Raw genomic sequence first — 20453 nt, forward strand, 5'->3', positions numbered from 1 at the left:
TTTCTCCTCCCAAAGAAAATCGAAGTGTCTGTCGGCGGCTGCGCCGCCTCATTCCAGTGGCCTCAATCGCCGGCGCGGCCCATCCGGGCCGCTTGGCTTTCGCGCCAACGGCGCGGCGCGCGGTCGCGCGCTCCAACGGTCGATATCGACCGTTGGAAAAATGCCCCGTCACGTCTCCACGGTCGGGTACTCCTTGCCGCGCCAATGCTGCAGCCGCTGTGCGAAGTGGCGCTGGAAGGCGAGCGGGCCTTTCTCCTTCATGTAGGGTTCGTCGTAGATGCCGATGAAAAGCGTGAGGTTGAGGAAGAAATGCGCGCCCATCTCGAAGAGCGCGACGAAATCGTGCTCCTCGAGCGCCTTGCGCTCTTCGTCCGTGAAGCCATGCACGGTCGACAGCTCGACCTCGTTGAGGCGCGGCCCGATCGACTGCTCCCATGTCGCGACGAAATTCTTCGGATCCTCGGCGTAGCGCTCGAGGAAATCGGGATTGCGATCGACCTGGAACAGGAACTTGTCGACGTAATATCTGCTCATGCCGCGCGCTCCTCTATCCCGGCCCGGGGGTACCAGGTGAGATAGGCTTCCATCGTGTGGAAGAGGTCGAGATTGTCGACATAGTCGGCCCTCTCGGGTCCGGCGACGCCCAGCATCAGGATGAAGTTCAGGAAGCCGTGGGTGGCGTTGCCGCTCTTGGCCATGCTCTCATGGGTGACGTTCGCCAATATGGCGTCGATATCGCCATTGCGGAGCCATTCGATGGCCTGGCGGTCGAATTCCGGATCGGGCCCGGTTTCCATGAACTGGCGCGGGCCTCCGAGTTCCAGCGACAGATGCCCGGTGCCGATGGCGGCGATGCGCTTGTCGGAGGGATAGTCGTCGATCGCCTTCCTGATCGCGCGGCCGAGGTCATAAAACCGTTTCGGCGAGGGCAGCGGTGGGGCGAAGATGTTGGTGTAGATCGGCACCACGGGCAGATCATTGTCCGGGCGCACGGTGATGATCGGGCAGATGATCGAATGGTCGATCTTCAGCTCGTTGGAGAATGCGAAGTCGAACCCCTGGTCCATCAGGTGACGATGCATGAAGCGCGACATGTCGACGTCGCCCTCGAGCCGGTATTTCGGGATGCCGAACTCGCGCTCCTCGTTCCAGAACGTCGCGTCGTAGCGCTCCGCCTTGCCGATGAGGAACTGCGGATAGTTGTCGAGGAAGATCTGATGGAAGTGGTCCGAACCCACCATCACCAGGATATCCGGCGCGGTACGGGCAAGCGTCTCGCGATAGGCCTCGACCTTGCGCTTCCATTCTGGCGCCTGCGGGATCTGTTGTTCGGGCGGCATGGTGGTCGCCCGCAGGTAGAACGGGTGATGGGTCGAAGCCAGGGTGGCGACAAGCTCAGCCAAGGCGATCCTCCTTTCGTCCGGGACGGTGGTCGAACCGTCCATCTATCGAAGCGTCCCGCGATCCGGCCTGGGTTTCAGGCGCTTCAAGGTCCTGCCCGCCATGCATCAGCGCGCCCTCCATATCGTTCAGGCGCCCATGACGGACTGCAGGACGGGGTAGCGCTTGATCATATGGCCGATGCGCGATGCCGCCGCGCGCAGCGTCGGCAGGCGCTCCGCGACGAGCATCTCCGGCGTCACCACGCCGGTGTAGCCCGACGTGTTCAGCGCCGCGACCGTGTTGCCGTCGGGGCCGCGGATCGGCACGGCGAGCGCCGTGATGCCATAGTCGAGCTGATCGACCGTGGTGGCGTATCCGGCCTTCCGCACGGCGAGAATCTCGCGGCGCAGTTCGGACGGATCGGTGATCGTCTTCGAGGTGAGGGCTTCGGGCCGCACGGTGTCGATATAGGCGTCGAGCGCGGCATCCGGGAGACCGGCAAGCAGCACGCGCCCGAGCGAGGTGGCGCAGGCCGGATAACGCGCGCCGACAACCGCCGCCGCGCGCCGTGCCCGCTGGACCGAATTGTGGGCGATGTAGATCACGTCCTGGCCTTCCAGCGTGCCGACGGACGACGCGTCGCCGAACTGCCGAACCAGCTCGCGCAGATCGGGCTGCAGCACTTCGTCGATGCGGGCGGCGAAATAGAAGGCCGACCCGAGCGTCATCACTTTGGGCCGCAGGTGAAACCGCTTGTTCTTCTGCCCGATATAGCCGAGCGCCTGCAGCGTGATGAGACTGCGCCGCGCCGCCGCCGGTGAGAGCCTTACACGCCTGGCCACCTCGCTCAGCGTCATTTCCGCATGTGAAGCATCGAAGCACTCCAGGACCGCCAGTCCCTTGGCGAGAGCCTCGACGAACTCAGCCGGCCGGTCCGCGCCCGCCTCGACATCGCCGGCGTCCTGGACGGCTTCGCCCGCCAACATGCGCATTCTCTCCTCCATGCGGTCGCGCCCCCTTCGTCCCACCGCAAGTTCAAGCTTGACGCTACGCTAGAGGAGCTTTAGCTTTTCGGCAAGTGCAATTTTTTTCGGCATGCGAAAACTCATATGCGAATCGGAAAGCAGGAACAGGCCTTCACGGCCATTGCCACGTCGGATGCGGACACGATCACGATCCGGGGCCACGACCTGTGCTCCGAGCTGATCGGCCAGATCGATTTCACCGCCTATTTCTGGCTGCTCGTGACCGGCAACAAACCGACGGAAACGCAGATCGCCGTCACCAATGCCTGCCTCGTCGCGATTGCCGAGCACGGCCTCGTTCCCAGCGTCCAGGCGGCGCGCATGACGCTCGCCGCCGCCCCGGAAGCCTGGCAGGGCGCAATGTCGGCCGGGCTGCTCGGCATGGGCACGGTGGTGGCCGGCAGTTCCGAGGTCGCGGGCCGTTACATTGCCGGCATCCTCAACGCAAGCCGCGCGCCCGGCGCCGATCTGGACAGTGCGGTGCGGGCCAGTCTCGCGGACCTCAAGGCGCGGCGGGAAAAGGTGCCCGGCCTCGGCCACCCGCAGCACAGCGCGGGCGACCCCCGCGCCAACGTGTTGCTCAGCTTCGCCGACGACCGGGGCGTGTCGGGCGACGCCGTCGCCTGCCTGAGGGCGCTCGGGCGCATCGCGCCGGAATTGATGAACCGGCCGCTGCCGATCAACGTGTCGGGCGCTATCCCGGCGCTCATGCTCGACGCGGGATGGCCGGTCGAGGCAATGAAGGGCATTCCGCTGCTGGCGCGCGCGGCCGGCCTGGTCGCGCATCTCCACGAAGAGGCGCAGCGGTCGATCGGCTTCATCATGTCCCACCAGGCCGACCTCGCCATCAGCTATGACGGCCCTGGTGCCGCCACCTCGACGAAGCAAAGGTGAGGCCCCTGGCATGAAGATCCTCAAGGACGTCCGGGTCGTGGAGATGGGGACCTACATCACCGGTCCGGCAGCGGGCATGCATCTGGCCGACCTCGGCGCCGACGTGATCAAGGTGGAGAGGCCCGAGACAGGCGACCCGTTCCGCGCCTTCAAGGGCGGCCTCTACTCGCCCCACTACCAGACCTACAACCGCAACAAGCGGTCGATCGCGCTTGACACGAGCAAGCCGGACGACCGGGCGGTCTTCCATGAGCTGATCGGGACCGCCGACGTCTTCATCCAGAACTTCCGTCCCGGCGTGGCGGAAAGGATCGGAGCCGGCGAGAAGGAGTTGAACAGGCTCAATCCCGGCCTCGTCTACTGTGCGATCTCGGGGTTCGGCCAGAGCGGGCCGTCGCGCGACCGCCCCGCATTCGATACCGTCGCCCAGGCCGCCAGCGGCTACCTTCGCCTGCTCACGCCGCCGACCAATCCCCGCATCATCGGCCCGGCGATCGCGGACGCCGTCACCGGCCACTATGCCGCTCTCGGCATCGTCTCGGCGCTGCTCGAGCGCGTGAAGACGGGCAAGGGCCGCCGCCTCGACATCTCCATGCTGGAGGCGATGTGCCATTTCAACCTGGACAGCTTCACCCACTACTATTCCGTCGGCGAAGTGATGGGGCCGCTGAGCCGGCCCACGGTCTCGCAGTCCTATACATTCGCCTGTTCGGACAAGAAATGGATCGCCATCCACATGTCCTCGCCGCCCAAATTCTGGGAAGGCCTCGTCTCGGCGGTCGGCATGCCCGAATTGGCGACGGACCCGCGCTTCGCCGAGCGCATGGCGCGCATCGGGCACCAGAGCGAGCTGATCGAGGTGCTGACGCCCGTGTTCGCCGGGAAGACGCGCGAGGAATGGTGCGACCTGCTGCTGAAGCACGAGGTGCCGCACGCGCCCGCCTACGATTCCGACGAGGCGCTCGAGGATCCGCAGGCCGTTCACCTCAACATCAAGGTGGGCGCCGAGCACGCTGAGATGGGGCCGTTCACGACGGTGCGCGCGCCCTACAATTTCGACGGCGAGGCGGACCTCTCGATCCTGCCGCCGCCGATGCTCGACGAGCACGGCGCGGAAATCCGAGCCGAGCTCGAACGCAAGGCGGGTTGACGCACGATGGCGCGGGCACCGGAGAAGATCGTGACGAGGGAACGATGAAGCTCGGCGTGCCGGGCTGGAAATCAAGCGGTTTGGAACTGGGAGGAAACCGACATGCATAGACTAAGAGGACTGCTGCTCGCCGCGGCGATGGCATTTCCAGCCGTCGCCCACGGCCAGGAAGAGATCGAGCTCACGGTCGCGTCCAGCCACCCGCTGGTCATCCCCTGGGTCGGGATGATCAAGTCGGTCTTCATGGCCGAGACCGATCGCCAGCTCGCCGAGAAGGGCAATTACAAGATCAAATGGAACGAGGCGTTTGGCGGCTCGCTCTACAAGGCCAACGCCACGCTGACCTCTGTCCAGGAGGGTGTCACCGACGTCGGCTGGGTGTTCTCCTTCCTGGAAGGGGCCAAGCTGCCGCTCAGCCAGGCCTCGACCTACGCCCCGTTCGCCACCGCCAACCCGCCGGTGCAGCTCGAGGTGATGTCGGATCTGCTTGAGAACAACGAGGCCTTCAGGAACGAATGGGAGCAGTATGACCTGAAGGTGCTGGGCCTCACCGGCACGGACGACTATGACATCTATACCAAGAAGCCGATCGAGGGCGTCGCCGATCTGAACGGCATGAAGCTTTCCGCGCCCGGCGTGCTGGGGCAGTGGCTGCGCGGCACCGGAGCGAACGCTGTCGACGGCTCCCTGCCGACCTTCTACACCGACATCCAGACCGGTGTGTCCGACGGCGTGCTGTCGCTCGCGCTGGGCGTCCTGCCGGCCAAGCTCTACGAGGTCGCGCCCTACATCACGCGGGTGCGCATCGGCACCGCCTTCTCCGGAGCAGTGGCCATCAACAAGGACAGCTGGGACAGCCTGCCCGAAGAGGTTCAACAGGCGATGATCGCGGCGGGCAAGGCGTATACCGAAGCGCACGGCAAGGACCTGCTCGAGCGCCACGAAGCGGCCTTCGCCAAGATGGTCGAACTCGGCAAGGGCCAGAACCCGCCGGTGACGATCTCCGAACTGCCCGAAGGCGACCGGCAGAAGTGGGTCGACGGCCTTCCCGACATCGCCGGCGAATGGGCGGCCGATGCGGAAGCGCGCGGTCTTCCCGGCAAGGCATTCATGAAGGCCTATATGGAGGGCCTTCGTGCCTCCGGCGAGAAGCCCGCGCGGGACTGGGACAAGGACATGTAAGCGCTCGCTGGAGCGGCGGACGCACGGATGGAACCGGTGCTGCCGCTCCATCCATTGGTTCGGCATCGGATCCTCCCGGAACCGGGACCCGGTTTCGGGTCCGATGCTCCAGCGCAGGGGCAAGACATGCAGGTTGAACCCAACAGGACCGGCGCGGCGACGAATGGCCCGCCCGGCCGCAGGAATCCGATGCCGTTGTGGAACAGATGGGTCGACGGGCTGGCGGCCCTCGGCACCATCATGATCGTCTTCCTCATGGCGATCATCGTCGCCGACGTGATCGCCCGGAACATCATGGGCGCGTCCCTGCCCCTGATCGCCGAACTGGGAGCGCTGACCGTCGTCCTCATCGTCTTCCTTCAGCTTGGGACGGCGGTCCGCAACGACCGGCTGGCCAGCACCGAATTCTTCATGACCGCGATGTCGGAGCGGTGGCCCGGCATCGCTGCCGGGATCCGCGCCACCTGGGACCTCGCCGGGGCTGTTCTGTGTGCAGGCATCGCATGGTCGAGCTGGGGCATCTTCCGGCGCGACGTCGAGCACAGCGAGTTCATCGGCGTCATCGGCGTGCTGACCATGCCGACGTCGCCGTTCCGCGCGCTGATCTTCCTCGGCGCCGCGGTCGCGTCCGCGCAGTTCCTGCTGATGGCGGCGACCCGTCTGCGCCGGGCGGCAAAGCAGGAAGGCGGCGCGGAATGACCGGTATCGAGATCGGCATTGCCGCGATTGCCGTCCTGCTCGTCCTGATCCTGCTGGGGATGCCGATCGGGGTGGCGATGATGGTCTCGTCCTTCGGGGCCGTCGCCTTCATCCGCAACGAGACCGTCGCCTTCAGGATGCTCGGCTCCGTCGCCAACGACAGTCTGGAGGAATATCTCTACGCCATCGTGCCGCTGTTCGTGCTGATGGGGCTTCTGGTCACCATCTCCGGCGTCGGCAAGGATACGTTCGATCTCTTCGAGCGCATGCTGCGGCGGTTCCGGACCGGACTGGGCATCGCCACCGTCTTCGCCAACGCGATCTTTGCTTCGATCACAGGCATATCCGTCGCCTCGGCATCCGTGTTCTCGCGCATCGCGGTGCCCGAGATGGTGCGGCATGGCTACACGCCGAAGTTCTCCACCGGCGTGGTGGCCGGCAGTTCGGTGCTTGGCATGCTGATACCCCCCTCTCTGCTGATGGTCGTCTATGCGGTGCTGGCGGAGGAATCGGTCGGCCGCATGTTCCTGTCGGGCGTGGGTCCGGGCATCCTCTTGTCCATCCTTTTCGCGGTCACCATCATGCTGATGGCATGGCGGCGGCCCGCCTCGGTGTTCGAACGGGAGGGGACGAGGGTCGATGGCCGCGAGACGATCGGCCTGCTGGACGGCGTGCGCAAGGGCGCGCCCATCCTCGCGCTGATGACGGTCGTGCTCGGGGGCCTCTATGGCGGCTTCCTCAATCCGACCGAGGCCGGCGCCATGGGCGCGCTCGGGGCATTGCTGATCGCTCTCGCGCGGCGATCCCTGACCCCGTCCAGCTTCTGGTCGTTGCTGGTCGAAACCGGTCAGATCACCGTCTCGGTGCTGTTTCTGATCGTGGCCGCGACCTTCTTCAGCCGGATGCTGGCGATGTCCGGCCTGCCGCTGGCGCTGGCCGAGTTCCTCATCGGCGGGACGCTCGGGCCATGGGGCTTCATGCTGGTGTTCATCTCCCTCGTCATCCTGATGGGATGTTTCATCGATTCGATCTCGATCATGCTGATCCTGCTGCCTATCGCACTGCCGGTCGCCCAGGCTGCCGGCTTCGACATGATCTGGTTCGGCGTCATGACCGTCATCGCGGTCGAGATCGGGCTGCTGACGCCGCCGTTCGGCCTGTCAGCCTACACGGTCAAGTCGGCGCTCAACGACCCCAGGCTGAGGGTCGGCGACATCTTCCGCGGTTCCTTTCCTTTCGTGCTCACCATGGTGGTGTGCCTGATCGTCCTGGCGATCTTCCCGCAGATCGCGACCTGGCTCGCGAGGCTCTGACGATGCACTCGATCCTCTGTCTTTGCGGCAGCCTTCGCGCCGCATCCTCGTCCAAAGCCGTGGTGGAGACGATCTGCCAGAAGCTTGCCGGCGAGGCCGGCTTCACCCGCTTCGATATCGGCTCGCTGCCGCACTACAATGCCGACCTCGACCCTCTGCCGGACAGCGTGGCCGCGCTGAAGAACGCAATCGCGGCCGCCGACGGCGTCATCATCATCACGCCGGAATACAACTATTCCGTTCCGGGCGTGCTGAAGAACGCCATCGACTGGGCATCCCGCCCAGCATACGCCTCGGTGCTGAAGGACAAGCCGGTCTTCATCGCTACCGTCTCGGGAAGCGCGATAGGCGGCGTGCGGGCGCAGGCGCATCTGAAGAACGTGCTCGGGGCCGTGCTGGCCAGGACCTTCGTCTGGCAGGAAGTGGCGATAACCCATTCCAACACCAAGGTGCGGGACGGCTATCTCGCGGACGAGGCCACGGAGACGTTTTTGTTCGAGGCGCTTCGTGCGTTCTTTCGTTCTCTCGGAAGACCGTGAAGCCGCCAGATTGCATATCGTCTCGCCCCAACGAGATTCTTAGGTACAAACTGTTACCTATTTCTCCCGGCCGGACAAAATTGGAGTGGTAGAGAGAACGGGATTCGAACCTCCGCCACAAAGACTTGAGATCCTGTCGGGATTGCACCTTGTCCAAATTTGGACTATGTTCGAATCAGGACACAAGAGATCGCCATGCCTCACAATCTTCAAACGAAACCGGCGCCCGCCGAGGCCGGACCTCAGCGTCTTGATCTCTCGCGATTTGCATCAGCGAACAGGAAGCGGCTGAGCGCGCCGGGTTTGCGGACTTTTCTTGCGATCGCCGATCTCTGGAGCCTGAACGAGGAGGAGCGGCGACTGGTTCTCGGCTATCCTTCTCGTTCGACCTATCACAACTGGGCAAAACTGGCACGGGAGCATCGGGAATTCACATTGGATGTCGACACGCTCACGCGCATTTCTGCAGTGCTGGGTATCCACCAGGCATTGGGGATCCTTTATGGGACCGAGCCGGAGGGGGTGGCCTGGCTGCGCGGACCGAACTCCGCCACGGTCTTTGGCGGAAATCCGCCGCTTGCGCTGGTGACCAGCGGCTCCTTGGATGCTCTGCTGACCGTTCGGCGCTTTGTCGACGCCGCACGCGGCGGAATCTATATGGCGCCGAATGCTGTGGATGAGGCTTTTGTCCCCTATGACGATGCGGACGTTGTGTTTCGGTGACGGAGATCGTTGCCCCAGCGCCGCAACCAACCTACCGCCTGGTTCCGTCTCGATTTCCTCCGATAGGGCTGTTCGACACCGTCGCGACGGCCGCTGATCTGGCGGCGATCATGGAACTGGTGGGCTGGACGAATGATCGGCTCGTTGCGGACAGGATTGATCGACTTCCGCGTCATGAATGGGTCTACGGTCGACCCAATGCGAGCGTTGTCATGGCAGCGTTCCTTCACGTTGCTCCAACTGGCATGCGCTTCAATTCCTCGGATCTCGGCGCGTGGTATGCAGCAGCCGAACTGAAGACGGCGGCGGTCGAGGTTGCCCATCACCTACGCCGTGAGGCTGTGGCTCGGAGCCTGTCTCAAATCAGGCGAACCTACCGGACGTACACTGCTCGGCTGGACGGCGCGTATGTTGACACTCGTGACTTGCACGCGACGAGAGCGGAGCTCTGTTCGCCGACAAGCTATGTCGCGTGCCAGCAGTTTGGGGAAGAGATCCGCGCGGCGGGTGGCGATGGGATTCTTTATAGCAGCGCGAGATTTCGCGGGGGTACAAACGTCGTGGCATACCGGCCCACGAAGGTAGAGAACGTCGTCCAGACCGATCATTTTGAAATCTCGGTTCATGCCCAACGGAAGACGATCGACGTGAAAAAACTGGCCTCATGACAAGGCGGGGCGTCAGCACAATTTTGGTTCAGTGGCTTTCGTCATCAAGGGACCTGAAGAAGCTCGACGAGATCTACGGCGAGATGCGCCTATGGCCAGGTGACCGCTGAAGCCGTCCCGAACGGCCTGGGCAAGCGGACACCCCGCTACGAGACCGAATCACGACGGACGACTGACGATTTCACAAGGTGAGGGTGAAACTGGCGGGTTTTCGCCAACGGCAACGCTCTCGTCGACCGCTCCGGGATCGAGACCGCTTATCCCTTTCGGATGTCTGGTGTCTTGAGCTGGCGCAGCAGCCGTGACACTGGCGAGGAGCTCGCTCAGAAGGGCGCGCCGCTGTTCACAAGGGCGCCGGCACAGATCCTTGCCGTCGAGCGACAGGAGATCGAAGGCACAGAAGACCAGGCGATCACCACCTGCGGCGATGTGGCGTCGCAACACATGGAATACTATTGGCGGGTGCGTTCTATCTTGAAGTGTGACTTTGCAGCGATATCAGTGGCTTATCGCATGCAAGGAATCACTCGTGAAGCGCACCTACTCCCAGCTCGATTTGGACGAACGCCGCAAGATCGAACGGTGGCGACAGGCCGGCGTCGTCGTTGAGGTCATTGCCGAGAAGCTCGGCCGCCATCGCTCAACGATTTTCCGTGAGATAGTGCGGAACAAGTTCGAGGACGCCGAGTTGCCGCAGCTGAGCGGCTATTTCTGCGTGGCGGCGAATGGCAAAGCAAAGGAGCGCCGCAGCAGCCATCGCAAATTGGCTCGGCATCCCGAGCTCCGTGCGTGGATCATCGAGCGGATCAAGCACGGCTGGTCGCCCGAGAAGATCGCCGGTCGATTGGCTTATGAAAGAAGCAGCGTCCGCGTCTGCCACGAGACGATCTACCGCTTTGCCTATTCGAGCGATGGCCAGGAGCTCAAAAAACTGTGGCGCTATCTGCCGGAGAGCCGCGCCAGACGCCAGCCGAGACATGCCAGGCGCCGCCCTGGCCGCCGGTTCAGGTTCGCTTCAGCCCGGAACTGAGCATTTTGCGCCGTCCGGACATCGTTCGGGATAGAAAGCAGTTCGGCCAGTGGGAATGCGATCTGATCCAATTCCGCACGAAGTTCGGCAAGGCGAACATCACCTCGCTGGTCGAACGCGTCGGCCGCTTCAGCGTCTTCCTGCGCAACAACGGCCGCCCGTCGCGATCGATCATGGAAGGGCTGATCGATGCGCTGGGTCCCCTTCGACATGCGGCGCGCCGCTCGCTCACCTTCGACCGTGGCACAGAGTTCACGGACTGGCCGTATCTGCAAGCCGGCCTCGGCGTCGAGACCTGGTTCTGCGACCCCCAGTCACCATGGCAGAAAGGCACGGTGGAGAACACCAACCGACGGGCGCGCAGATGGCTCTCGATAGACACCGGCCCGTTCTCGATCGACGATCGCGACCTGCATCAAGTTTGCGCTCACCTCTACTCAACACCGCGCAAGTGTCTGGGCTTCAGAACGCCTGCGGAAGTGTTTCGACAGAAGCTTGTGGCCGCCCGGCGGTGAAACGGCTATCCTGCTTCGGCTGTAAAGTCGCACTTCAGCGAGAACTCACAATGCCAGCTGCGCCGCCGCGGCATATCGGTCGGCGAGCCAAGTGCACATCCGCTCGATCCTCTGGCGCGAAGCGTCGCAATAGTCCATCGCACGCAGGTAGCCGTGGATGAGCCCCTCGCCGTCGTCCACCTCGACGGGAACGCCGGCGGCCCGCAGCTTGTCGGCATAGGCGTAGCCGTCGTCACGCAGCGGATCGTATTGGGCGACCGCGACGAAGGCCGGCGGCAGGCCCCGATGGCTCTCCGCATGGAGCGGAGCCGCGAGCGGATTCTTCCGGTCCGCCTCGTTCGGGCAATACATCGCGTTGACCCCCGGCATGCCCTTCGTCTGGAGCAGCGGGGCGTCGGCATTTTCCTGGTAGGATGGCAGCGACATCTCGAAATGGACGCACGGGTAGACAAGCAGTTGCGCCAGCGGCTCGTGCGACGTGCCGCGCAGCGCAATGCAGGCGGATGCCGCGAGGTTGGCGCCCGCGCTGTCCCCACCGATCGCGATCCGTACCGGATCGATGCCGAGTTCGGCCGCATGATCCCGGACCCAGGCAAACGCGTCGCGGCACTCGTTGGCCGCCCGGGGGAACGGATACTCCGGCGCCAGCGCGTAGTCGACGCTGATCACCGTCTGGCAGTTGGCGGCCGCGATGCGCATGGTGATGTCGGCATGCGTCATCGGGCTGCCCTGCATCCAGGCGCCCCCATGCATGTAGACCAGGCACGGCTGCTGCCCGCTGCAGTCGAAGCGATCGACCCGCACCGGCACGAGACGACCGCCGCTCGGCACGAATCTAGCCGAGGTGCGCACCCCTTCGGGGCGTGGCAGAGCCATGTCGTTGGCGATGTACTCGAACAGGATGCGTCGCTCGCGCGGGGTGGCGCCAGCCGGAAGAACGGTCCAGCTCCCGTTCCAGGTCTCGAGAAACGCTTCAAGTTGCGGATCCAACATGCCTTGTCCCTTGTATGGCTTTAGCCCTGATACCCGAACAGCCGGGGCAGGAAGAGTACGAAATTCGGAAAGAAGGTGATGAGCGCGAGCGACGCGAACAGTGCCACCAGGAACGGCACCAGGTCGCGCACGATGCGCGCCATCGGCTGTCCCGTAATGTTGGCGACGATGAACAGCAGAAGGCCGTAGGGCGGGGTCACCAGGCCGATCATCGCGTTGACGACCACCACGACCCCGAAGTGAAGCAGGTCGACGCCGAGGGCCTGGGCGGTCGGAATGAAGATCGGAACCACGATGAGCAGGATCGCGCCGCCCTCAAGGATGCAGCCGAGCGCGAGGATCAGCAGGTTCATAGCGATCAGGAAGCCCCATTTGGAAAGCTCGAACTGGGCCATGAAGTCGGCGAGAGAGTTGGGCACGTTCTCGCGCGCGATGACATAGTTGAGGGTCAGGGCCCCGGCGATCAGGATGCCGACGGACGCCGTGGAGCGCGAGCTGTTGAGCAGGGTCGTGTAAAACTGCCTGAACGAAACCGAGCGGTACACCAGGAAGGAGATGACGAGCGCGTAGAACGCGGCGACTGCTGCCGCCTCTGTCGGCGTGACGACGCCGCTGTAGATGCCGCCGAGCAGGATCACCGGCAGCATCAGCGCCGGAAACGCCTGACCGGTAATGCGCGGGATCTCCGCGAGCGGAACCTTCTCGTCGACCTGGAAGTTGCGTCGCCTCGCGACGATCACGTTGGTCAGCGCCATCAGGGCCGCCATCAGTAGGCCAGGCGCCATTCCTGCCGCGAACAGGTAGCCGACCGACTGGTCCGAGACCAGCGCGTAGAGCACCATCGGGATCGATGGCGGGATGATCGGGCCGACGGTCGCGGTGGCGGCCGTGATCGCTGCGGCGTAGCTCGCGGTGTATTTGCCGCCCTTGGTCATCATGTTGATAATGATGCGGCCCATGCCGACCGCGTCGGCGACGGCCGATCCGGACATGCCGGAAAAGATCACCGACGACACGACGTTGACGTGGCCAAGGCCGCCCCGGAACCGACCCACCAAAGCCTCGCAGAAGCGCAGCAGCCGGTCGGCCAGGCTGCCGACGTTCATGATGTCGGCGGCGAGGATGAACAGCGGGATCGCCAGTAGCGTATAGCTATTGAACAGGCCCTGCAGCAGCGTCTCGGCCGCGATCGAGGCGTCGAAGCCCTTCAAGGCAAGATAGACGGTCGAGCCGCAGATCATCGCAATGCCGATCGACAGGCCGCAGATGGACAGCGCCGCGATGAGCAGAAGCGACATCGTGAACGGATCAATCATGGTCATGCGCCTCGGCGGTCGCGCCCGAATTGTATCTTGGGTGGGTGCCGGCAATCGCCTGCCATGCGTTGATCAGGCAGCGCACCGCGACGGAAATCGCGAAGGGTAGGTAGATCGCAAACAGATGGTCGAAGCGGATGCGCAGGAACGCCGTCCGCTCGACGGCCATGAAGGTGACATAGTCCCAGACCGCCGGGAGCGACCACAGGAAGATCGCCGCGCAGGTCAGGCCGGTGAACACGTCCATTGCCCGCTGGACAGAGGTCGGCACGGCCGAATAGACGATGTCGAAACGGATGATCTCGCAGTCGCGCGTCACGTAGGCGTAGCCAAACAGGATGCCCCACAGCCAGGTGATCGAGACGTATTCAATCGTCCAGCCGAGGGGCAGGTTGAGGAAGTAGCGGAACACGATCTGGATCAGGAACGTGACGAAGAGGCTCGCCATCATCAGGGCGAGTACCTCCTCGGCACGTCGGCCGAGCCAGGTCTTCAGGGAAGCCAGACGCTGCATGGATGCTCCGCCGAAGCGGCCCGCCGGTCAGGCGCCGGCGGGCCGGGTGCCGACTACAGGGCGTTGATCTTGTCGAGCAGCCCTTCGGGCCACTCGGCGGAGTACTTCGAGGCCTTGTAGACCTCGAGCACGTGGTTGCGGAACGCTTCCTTGTCCGGCTCGTAGACGTCCAGACCCTCGGCCTTGAAGAAGTCGACCAGTTCGGCTTCCTGGTCGAGCGTCACCTTGTCGAGGGCGTTCTGGAAGTTGGTGGCGCACTCCTGCACCTTCGCCTGCTGGTCGGCGTTCATGCTCTCCCACTTGGACAGCGCGATCGCGAACTGGTTGTTAGCGATCAGATGCCCGGTAAGCACGATCTGGTCGGTCACTTCGTAGAACTTCATCGCCTTGTCGGCGGGAAGCGGATTGTCCTGGCCGTCGATCGCGCCGGTCTGGAGAGCGGTATAGACCTCGGTGAAGGCCAGCGGCGTCGGATTGGCGCCCAGCGCCTCGCCGACGAACTGCCAGCCCTCGCCGCCCGGCATGCGCAGCTTGACGCCGGCGAGGTCGGCCGGAACCATGGTCTTCTTGTTGCCGCGAATGTTGACGTGGCGCGTGCCGATATAGGGGTTGGCCAGGATCTTGACCTTCGCCTTCTCCTCGATCTCTGCGTAGAGCTTGGCGATGGCGTCGCCGTCCATGACCGCGCGCATGTGGTCATAGCTGCGGAACAGGTAGGCGGTGCCGAGAATGGTCGTGTGCGGCACCTGATTGTAGAAGTCGAATACGGCGAGCGAGGCCATGTCGAGATTGCCGCGCTGCATGGCGGTCAGCTCGGTACCCTGCTTGAACAGGGTAGCGCCGTGGTAGGACTTGAAGTCGAACCCGTCGCCGAGGCAGGCGCCGAAAGCCTCGCGCAACGTGGCCGTGCGGATGTCGGTCTCCGGCACCGTGTCGGAATAGATCAGCTCGATCTTGTCCTGGGCAAAGGCAGCGGATGCCGCCACCGTCAATGCGATGGCAGCGATGCCGGTCGCCAGTCTGTTCATCGTCCTGCGCATGGAAGCCTCCCTTGGTTGCGCTTCAGCTTGGCCGCAGCCAGACTTTCTTTTCCGCGTCGGTCGCCGCATCGGCGGTCGCGCCGACATTCATGCAGCTGCGGTTTCTGCAAAGGCAGCGAACGCGGCCTTCATCCGATCGACGTTCGGCACGAGGCCGGTGAAATGCTCGAAGGCGCGCGCGGCCTGGTAGACCGCCATGCCCTCGCCTGACAGCGTCGCGCAGCCGAGCCGCCGTGCGGCGCGCAGAAGCTCGGTTTCGAGCGGAAAATAGACGATGTCGGCGACCCACTGGCACGGCCGCAGCAGATCGACCGGAATCGGCGTCCCCGGCATCTTCGCCATGCCGACGGGCGTGGCGTTGACGATGCCGTCGGCGAGGCCGCCGGCGGCGGGGAGGTCGTCGCAGCGCCTTACCCGCCTTGCGCCGAAACGCTCCCGCAACCGCGCGGCGAGCGCCTCGGCACGGCCCGCCTCGATATCGTGGACCACAAGGCATTCGACGCCCAGATCTAGGAGCGCGTAGGCGACCGCGACACCCGCCCCGCCCGCTCCGAGAAGCAGGACATTCTCGCGGGCGGCATCCGGCATGCCGAGCCGGAAGTTCTCGCGAAATCCCCACATGTCGGTGTTGTGGCCGCGGCGCTTTCCGTTCCTGAGCACGACTGTATTGACCGACCCGAGATCGGTGGCCGCGGGCGAGAGTTCGTCGAGCAGCGGCAGCACTTCCTGCTTGTAGGGAAACGTGACGTTGAAGCCGGAAAAGCCGAAATACTCGGCGAAACGGATGATTTCGGCGAGCGACGGCGCCGGATTGTCCATGCGGTCGGCGTCGAGCAGCCGGTAGACGTAAGAGAGCCTGTTGGCCAGGCCTTCCGCTTCGTGCATGCGGGGCGTGCGGGACAACTGGATTCCGCGACCGATCAGGCCAACCAGAACGGCGCCGGGCACGGCGGACAAGCCTGTCGTGCGAACGGCTTCCGCCGCAGCTGCGCTCACCTTCGATCCTCCCTGCGGCGAGTCTCCTGGCTCGCGACACACCCGTCGCGGCGCCCTCGCCTTGAAATTCTTTTGAACTATCCAGTTAATTCAGTCAAGCACTATGTACCAGCCCGCTAATTGGTGTAGACCGATCTCAAACGAACGCAGGGTGCGCATGCTCGATCAGCAGCCGGACAAGTCGGCGGCGCGTGGCGGCTGGAAACAGGACCCAGCCGGCGTGCAGGCCAACATCATCAGCGTGGCAACGGCCGAATTTGCCCAGAACGGCCTTTCCGGCGCGCGGATGGATGACATCGCGGCCAAGACGCGCACGTCCAAGCGCATGATCTACTATTATTTCGGCGACAAGGACGGGCTGTACCGGCGGGTGCTCGAGGAGGCTTACCGCAAAGTGCGCGACGGCGAGCAGAAGCTCGATCTAGACCACCTGCCGCCGGTCGAGGCGCTCAGCCGGCTGGTCGAATTCACCTTCGATCATCACAGCCGCAATCCGGACTTCATCCGGTTGGTGATGATCGAGAACATCCACCACGGCGCCTACATGGCGCAGTCGCCGGTGATCCGCGAACTGAACGCGGGCGCGATCCGCAACCTTGAAGAGATCTGCCGTCGCGGGCGCGAAGCCGGGCGATTCCGTGCCGTCGAGCCGGTGGAACTGCACTGGCACATCAGCGCGCTGTCCTTCTTCAACGTATCGAACCGGGCGACCTTTTCGGGCATCTTTGGCGAAGAGCTCTTCACCAGGTCCGGTCAGGACATGCTGAAAAGGCACGTCGTCGACCTCGTGCTTCGCTATGTGCTCAAGGCAGGGCCCTAGCCTGCGTCGCGAACGACCGGCTGCGCGGCGCGCTATCGCGTGTCGGCGAGAAGCTGAACGCGGCTTTTCACCGCCGGCATAACTGATGTGACGAGCCGATCTGGAAAGTCGTGCGGCAGCGCGGCGATGACGGCGTCTGCCTGTTTTTCGGCGTTTGCGCCGAGGTCTTCGAAGATAGCGCGCATCAGCGACGCGCCGACGCGCGCCAGTTCCGCAGTCTGCAGGAAATGACGCGGCATGATCCCCTCGACCGGGTAGTGCCGGTTCTTGCCGACGGACATGGCGAGCTTGAATTTCTTCTGCTGGATCTGGCCGGCATCAAGGCTCGGCTGCGCGGTCAGGACGTCGTAGAGCGGGGTCAGGCGGAAACGCCCGCCGGGGCCTAACGTAGTGCTGAAATTCTTCGCATGGCCATCGGCGGCGCCGAGCGTCCAGAACAGGATGCAGGCGCGCATGAAGGTGGCGATATCCTGCTCCGGCGTGTCGCTGCCCTTCAGTAGCTCGATGATATCACGCATCCCCGGGCCGCCGTCGGACTGGTATTTGCGCGTGGGCGGCACTGAGAGGGCCTGGCAGATATCCTCCTGGGGCAGTCGCAGCAGCCGACCGTCATTTGTCCAGCGGCGGTCGAAGCGCTCAATGACGAGCGTCTTGCGCCCCCCGAAATCGGCGATCTCTGCATCGGCTGTCGGCACGCCGAGGGCGGCGAGCAACTTCAGGCAGAAATATTCGTTCTCGACGCTGTTCGAGAGATCGATGCCGTTCGGCAGCTGGCCGATCTGCGGCTTGAGGATATGGGTGGTGGCAGTGGTGCCGACGGGTTTGAACCACTGGCCGTCTTTGCGCAGCAAGGCTGTCTTTTCCTGTGCGCCTGCGATCGAAATGCGGAAATCCTCATCCTCGCCCATGCCCAAGGGCGCGATTGCGAGATTGTTGATGATGGCGGCGACCTCATCATCCGTGACGGGTTTGCCGTCGACGGCGCCGGCCTTGCCGGGGTCGATGCCGTCGGGAAGGAATTGCAGCGCGCCAACGCAGTCGTGGCCGAGCGCCGTCAGCAGGCTGTAGGCATCCGTGCCGCCCGCGACGACGCGCTCGGCGACGCCCTTGCGGATCGCGTCGCTGTCCGGAAGCAGATTGTCGAAGACGTTGATGACGGGTGCGCCGACATAGCGGTCTTCGCGCAAAGGGAGCGAGAGCGACACCGGGAAGGTGTTCTCCCAGTCGAGCCAGTCTTCTGCGTATTGGAAGTCGATCGCGCCGGTGGATTCACGGCGCAGCACGCCGACGAGGCGGCTGTTCAGAAAGACATTGAGAGGCACATGGGCCCGGCGGCGCGCCATCAGAACAGGTCGTCGATGTCGGCGGCGCTGGCCTTGCTGCGCGGCCGGACGACGAGTTCGAGGTGAAGGGCGGATAATGCTGACATCAGCGTGCGCAGCTGGACGGCGGGCTCGCCCGCCTCCAGGCGGGAAACGGTAGCTTGACGCAGGTGGATATGATCGCCCAGTGCGCCTTGCGTCAGTCCGGCGTTCTTGCGGGCGCGGCGCAAGATGGCGCCGAGCTGTCTTTCGTTGCGGACGATCTGGTCGGTCATGAGAGCCTCCATGACCGGTATACGCGAGTAGGTATAAAACATCAATATACGGGTTTGCGTATGCAGATGCCTTATACGCAGTTGCGTATAAGTCTTCATTATACGCAACTGTGTACAGCTGTCTAATCTAAGGCGAAATGCCGACTGACTTTCACTCTTGTCGAGGGATCAACCAGCCTGACGCATCGGCCACTTGCAGATCGGATCTGTGTCGCCCGAGGCGCCTTTTGAGGCTCGTCAGTTTTTGAGCCTTGAGCAAGGCGAGGAAGTCCTGCGCCGAAACACCTGACTTCGAGAGATTGCGCCGCGCATTGGCAAGCGACCCCACGACAAAGTCCGGCACCTGATCATAGAGGTTGGCAAGAAACGCATCGGGCGTCACGCGGACCAGCCGTGTTTCTTGATCGCATTCACCGGAAAGTCCCGCAGATTCCAAGTGGGGATGTGAGAGGCGTTCGCTTCGATTGCGGCGGCTATGACGTGGCGGTCATGGGGATCGGGTAGTTTGACGCTGTCGATATGACGATGAAAACCGCCGACCAGCGCCTCCGGTAGGGCAAGTTCCATCAGACGCCGCGTGGTCTGAAGCCGGTCAAGTGGGATCGCCGGAACATTGGCGATAAGGTTGCGCATCCATTCGTCGTGAATCTCATCCGTCCACCGCGCGTCATACCGGCCGTCGACGGAGAGCACGGCTCAATCTCATCGCATTCCCCTCAGGCAACCGACCAATGGGCACCGGACAGCCCTTCGCCAAGAGTCCTGCCTAGGGACCTCCTCCTACCCGAGGACGAATTCCCTGATCGGCGCCACCCAGCTCTCGATCGTCCGGTACATGTCGACGAACCAGGTTTCGACGGCGCCGAGCTGCGGACCGAAGTAGATCAGAAATCCGACCACAACGAATGCAAGAATGGCAATCGCGACAAAGCCGTCCGGCCGATCTTCCGAGCCCTCTGGCGGCGGAAGCTGTTGGAAACGCCAGTCATCCCTCACGATTGCCTCCTACCGCTCGCGACCGTCTCGTTCGCGCTCCTGACGATCCTCGATCTCCAGTTCGATCTGGCGCTGGCGCGGCACATGCTGCTGCGGTGGATCCGACCTGGAGACCTCTGCCTCGATGGACGACTGCCTCTCCGCATTCTTGTCGTTGCGCCCCTCGCCCGTTGCAGCTGTTCTGCAGGCAGCGGATCCTGCCGATCATTGATACGCTCTTCCCGGCCTTCGGATATCGACCACCTCGCGCGCCGCCGCGGCGACCTCCTCGAAGTCGACCCGATCGGAGGCTTCGACCGTTCGCTCCACAGAGGCGAGGACCGCCTCCACCCACTTCTCATAGGCTTCGAATTCAGGACGCGTTATCTCTCGCATCTGGTCCACCTTGCCTTCAATCAGCTCATTCAACAATGCCATACTGGTGTTGTTTTTTGTACCTTCAGGACAGCCTTGGGCTCGTCGGTGCCGGCCGCGTCGACCGCCTTCAGGTAGTTCGAAACGGCCGAATAGGTCCCTGCGGCGATCCAGCCCGGCGCATTGCCGGTGATTTCCTTCATCCGCAGACCGAATTTCGTCGACGCCTCGTTCTTGGTCCAGAACCAGGGGGCCGCGAAGCGCACGCCCTTCATGGCTTCGACGCCGATGGCGCGCGCGTCGGACTGGTGCAGCGCCGGCAGGGCGACCTTCATGCCGCCGGCCATGATGCCGAACTCCTGCACCTGCTTTACCGCGCTGACGAGGTCGGGTCCGCTCACGTTCAGGATCAGTGCCTCGGCGCCGGACGACTGCGCCTGCAGCGGGTAGGACGAGAAGTCCGCGGTTCCGAGCGGCGCCTCGATGGTACCCTTGACGGTCCCGCCGCCGACCTCGACGGCTGCCACCTCGGTCGCTTCCTGGATCTTCCCGGCCTCGTAGTCGGGTGAGAGGATGTGGAAGGTCTTGACGCCGTCGGCGAGTAGCGCCTTCACGGGACTCGTGTATGGCGCGACAATCTGGGTGAGATCCTCAGGTCGCGGTCACGGGCAAATTGTCATGGTGATCGTTGCGCCACAGGGCACCA

General features: G+C 63.8%; 25 protein-coding genes and 1 pseudogene. 10 read left to right on the forward strand and 16 right to left on the reverse strand.

Annotation, left to right across the window (positions count from 1 at the left end):
• Positions 1 to 168 precede the first annotated feature (168 nt).
• The 3 genes from JN302_RS02755 to JN302_RS02765 all read right to left on the reverse strand — a co-directional run bounded on the left by JN302_RS02755 (position 169) and on the right by JN302_RS02765 (position 2375).
• Positions 169 to 534: a hypothetical protein gene (locus JN302_RS02755; RefSeq protein WP_202309994.1), complete on the reverse strand. Its 366-nt coding sequence runs from the start codon at positions 532 to 534 to the stop codon at positions 169 to 171.
• Positions 531 to 1403: a DODA-type extradiol aromatic ring-opening family dioxygenase gene (locus tag JN302_RS02760; protein WP_202309995.1), complete on the reverse strand. Its 873-nt coding sequence runs from the start codon at positions 1401 to 1403 to the stop codon at positions 531 to 533. The genes JN302_RS02755 and JN302_RS02760 overlap by 4 nt, the downstream gene beginning before the upstream one ends.
• Positions 1404 to 1529: 126 nt before the next feature.
• A complete protein-coding gene (locus JN302_RS02765; protein WP_244846171.1) occupies positions 1530 to 2375 on the reverse strand; it encodes an IclR family transcriptional regulator domain-containing protein in 846 nt (281 codons plus the stop codon).
• 117 nt (positions 2376 to 2492) lie between these two features.
• On the opposite strand from JN302_RS02765, the gene JN302_RS02770 reads away from it, so the two are divergent.
• The 8 genes from JN302_RS02770 to JN302_RS02805 all read left to right on the forward strand — a co-directional run bounded on the left by JN302_RS02770 (position 2493) and on the right by JN302_RS02805 (position 9576).
• A complete protein-coding gene (locus tag JN302_RS02770) occupies positions 2493 to 3302 on the forward strand; it encodes a citryl-CoA lyase (protein WP_202309996.1) in 810 nt (269 codons plus the stop codon).
• Between the two features lie 10 nt (positions 3303 to 3312).
• Entirely contained in the window at positions 3313 to 4452 is a 1140-nt protein-coding gene (locus JN302_RS02775; RefSeq protein WP_202309997.1) for a CaiB/BaiF CoA transferase family protein, read from the forward strand.
• 102 nt (positions 4453 to 4554) lie between these two features.
• On the forward strand, positions 4555 to 5634 hold the full coding sequence (locus tag JN302_RS02780) for a C4-dicarboxylate TRAP transporter substrate-binding protein (RefSeq protein WP_202331605.1): 1080 nt from the start codon (positions 4555 to 4557) through the stop codon (positions 5632 to 5634).
• A 126-nt stretch (positions 5635 to 5760) separates the two neighbouring features.
• A complete protein-coding gene (locus JN302_RS02785) occupies positions 5761 to 6333 on the forward strand; it encodes a TRAP transporter small permease subunit (RefSeq protein WP_244742836.1) in 573 nt (190 codons plus the stop codon).
• Complete coding sequence (locus JN302_RS02790; protein WP_202331607.1) at positions 6330 to 7646, forward strand: TRAP transporter large permease; 1317 nt, start codon at positions 6330 to 6332, stop codon at positions 7644 to 7646. Before JN302_RS02785 ends, JN302_RS02790 begins: the two co-directional genes overlap by 4 nt.
• Before the next feature lie 2 nt (positions 7647 to 7648).
• Positions 7649 to 8185 (forward strand): NADPH-dependent FMN reductase, encoded by a 537-nt coding sequence (locus JN302_RS02795; protein WP_202310000.1) that lies wholly within the window; start codon positions 7649 to 7651, stop codon positions 8183 to 8185.
• A 195-nt stretch (positions 8186 to 8380) separates the two neighbouring features.
• A complete protein-coding gene (locus JN302_RS02800; protein WP_202331609.1) occupies positions 8381 to 8908 on the forward strand; it encodes an antitoxin Xre/MbcA/ParS toxin-binding domain-containing protein in 528 nt (175 codons plus the stop codon).
• On the forward strand, positions 8905 to 9576 hold the full coding sequence (locus JN302_RS02805; RefSeq protein ID WP_202331610.1) for an RES family NAD+ phosphorylase: 672 nt from the start codon (positions 8905 to 8907) through the stop codon (positions 9574 to 9576). The genes JN302_RS02800 and JN302_RS02805 overlap by 4 nt, the downstream gene beginning before the upstream one ends.
• A 159-nt stretch (positions 9577 to 9735) precedes the next feature.
• Here JN302_RS02805 and JN302_RS39870 read toward each other — a convergent pair whose 3' ends face one another.
• A complete protein-coding gene (locus JN302_RS39870; protein WP_446720709.1) occupies positions 9736 to 10020 on the reverse strand; it encodes an ATP-dependent DNA ligase in 285 nt (94 codons plus the stop codon).
• A gap of 85 nt (positions 10021 to 10105) precedes the next feature.
• Here JN302_RS39870 and JN302_RS02810 point away from each other — a divergent pair.
• Positions 10106 to 11121: pseudogene (locus tag JN302_RS02810) on the forward strand (IS30 family transposase).
• A gap of 45 nt (positions 11122 to 11166) precedes the next feature.
• On the opposite strand, the gene JN302_RS02815 reads toward JN302_RS02810, so the two are convergent.
• From JN302_RS02815 to JN302_RS02835, 5 genes are all read right to left on the reverse strand, one after another.
• The gene (locus JN302_RS02815; RefSeq protein ID WP_202331612.1) at positions 11167 to 12114 is read right to left on the reverse strand and encodes an alpha/beta hydrolase; all 948 of its coding nucleotides are present in this window, start codon (positions 12112 to 12114) and stop codon (positions 11167 to 11169) included.
• Positions 12115 to 12134: 20 nt separating this feature from the next.
• Positions 12135 to 13436 (reverse strand): TRAP transporter large permease, encoded by a 1302-nt coding sequence (locus JN302_RS02820; protein ID WP_202331614.1) that lies wholly within the window; start codon positions 13434 to 13436, stop codon positions 12135 to 12137.
• Complete coding sequence (locus JN302_RS02825) at positions 13423 to 13944, reverse strand: TRAP transporter small permease (protein ID WP_202331616.1); 522 nt, start codon at positions 13942 to 13944, stop codon at positions 13423 to 13425. The genes JN302_RS02820 and JN302_RS02825 overlap by 14 nt, the downstream gene beginning before the upstream one ends.
• 53 nt (positions 13945 to 13997) lie before the next feature.
• A complete protein-coding gene (gene dctP, locus JN302_RS02830) occupies positions 13998 to 14984 on the reverse strand; it encodes a TRAP transporter substrate-binding protein DctP (protein ID WP_202331618.1) in 987 nt (328 codons plus the stop codon).
• 87 nt (positions 14985 to 15071) lie between these two features.
• Positions 15072 to 15941 carry a shikimate dehydrogenase gene (locus JN302_RS02835; protein WP_202334165.1) on the reverse strand — a complete coding sequence of 290 codons (870 nt, stop codon included), beginning with the start codon at positions 15939 to 15941 and terminating at the stop codon, positions 15072 to 15074.
• A 196-nt stretch (positions 15942 to 16137) separates the two neighbouring features.
• Between JN302_RS02835 and JN302_RS02840 the strand changes: the two genes are divergently transcribed.
• The gene (locus JN302_RS02840; protein ID WP_202331620.1) at positions 16138 to 16800 is read left to right on the forward strand and encodes a TetR/AcrR family transcriptional regulator; all 663 of its coding nucleotides are present in this window, start codon (positions 16138 to 16140) and stop codon (positions 16798 to 16800) included.
• 32 nt (positions 16801 to 16832) lie between these two features.
• Here JN302_RS02840 and JN302_RS02845 read toward each other — a convergent pair whose 3' ends face one another.
• From JN302_RS02845 to JN302_RS02875, 7 genes are all read right to left on the reverse strand, one after another.
• Entirely contained in the window at positions 16833 to 18143 is a 1311-nt protein-coding gene (locus JN302_RS02845) for a type II toxin-antitoxin system HipA family toxin (protein ID WP_202331622.1), read from the reverse strand.
• Positions 18143 to 18397, reverse strand: coding sequence for a helix-turn-helix domain-containing protein (locus tag JN302_RS02850; RefSeq protein ID WP_202331624.1), 255 nt, complete (start codon positions 18395 to 18397; stop codon positions 18143 to 18145). The genes JN302_RS02845 and JN302_RS02850 overlap by 1 nt, the downstream gene beginning before the upstream one ends.
• 151 nt (positions 18398 to 18548) lie before the next feature.
• Complete coding sequence (locus tag JN302_RS02855) at positions 18549 to 18779, reverse strand: hypothetical protein (RefSeq protein WP_202331625.1); 231 nt, start codon at positions 18777 to 18779, stop codon at positions 18549 to 18551.
• On the reverse strand, positions 18776 to 19090 hold the full coding sequence (locus tag JN302_RS02860; protein ID WP_202331627.1) for a hypothetical protein: 315 nt from the start codon (positions 19088 to 19090) through the stop codon (positions 18776 to 18778). The genes JN302_RS02855 and JN302_RS02860 overlap by 4 nt, the downstream gene beginning before the upstream one ends.
• Before the next feature lie 87 nt (positions 19091 to 19177).
• The gene (locus JN302_RS02865) at positions 19178 to 19393 is read right to left on the reverse strand and encodes a hypothetical protein (RefSeq protein ID WP_202331629.1); all 216 of its coding nucleotides are present in this window, start codon (positions 19391 to 19393) and stop codon (positions 19178 to 19180) included.
• A gap of 204 nt (positions 19394 to 19597) precedes the next feature.
• Positions 19598 to 19801: a hypothetical protein gene (locus tag JN302_RS02870; RefSeq protein ID WP_210382582.1), complete on the reverse strand. Its 204-nt coding sequence runs from the start codon at positions 19799 to 19801 to the stop codon at positions 19598 to 19600.
• Positions 19798 to 20361 carry an ABC transporter substrate-binding protein gene (locus JN302_RS02875; RefSeq protein ID WP_244846172.1) on the reverse strand — a complete coding sequence of 188 codons (564 nt, stop codon included), beginning with the start codon at positions 20359 to 20361 and terminating at the stop codon, positions 19798 to 19800. Before JN302_RS02875 ends, JN302_RS02870 begins: the two co-directional genes overlap by 4 nt.
• Positions 20362 to 20453: the final 92 nt, after the last annotated feature.

This window comes from Mesorhizobium sp. L-8-3 (assembly GCF_016756615.1).
Taxonomy (GTDB): Bacteria; Pseudomonadota; Alphaproteobacteria; order Rhizobiales; family Rhizobiaceae.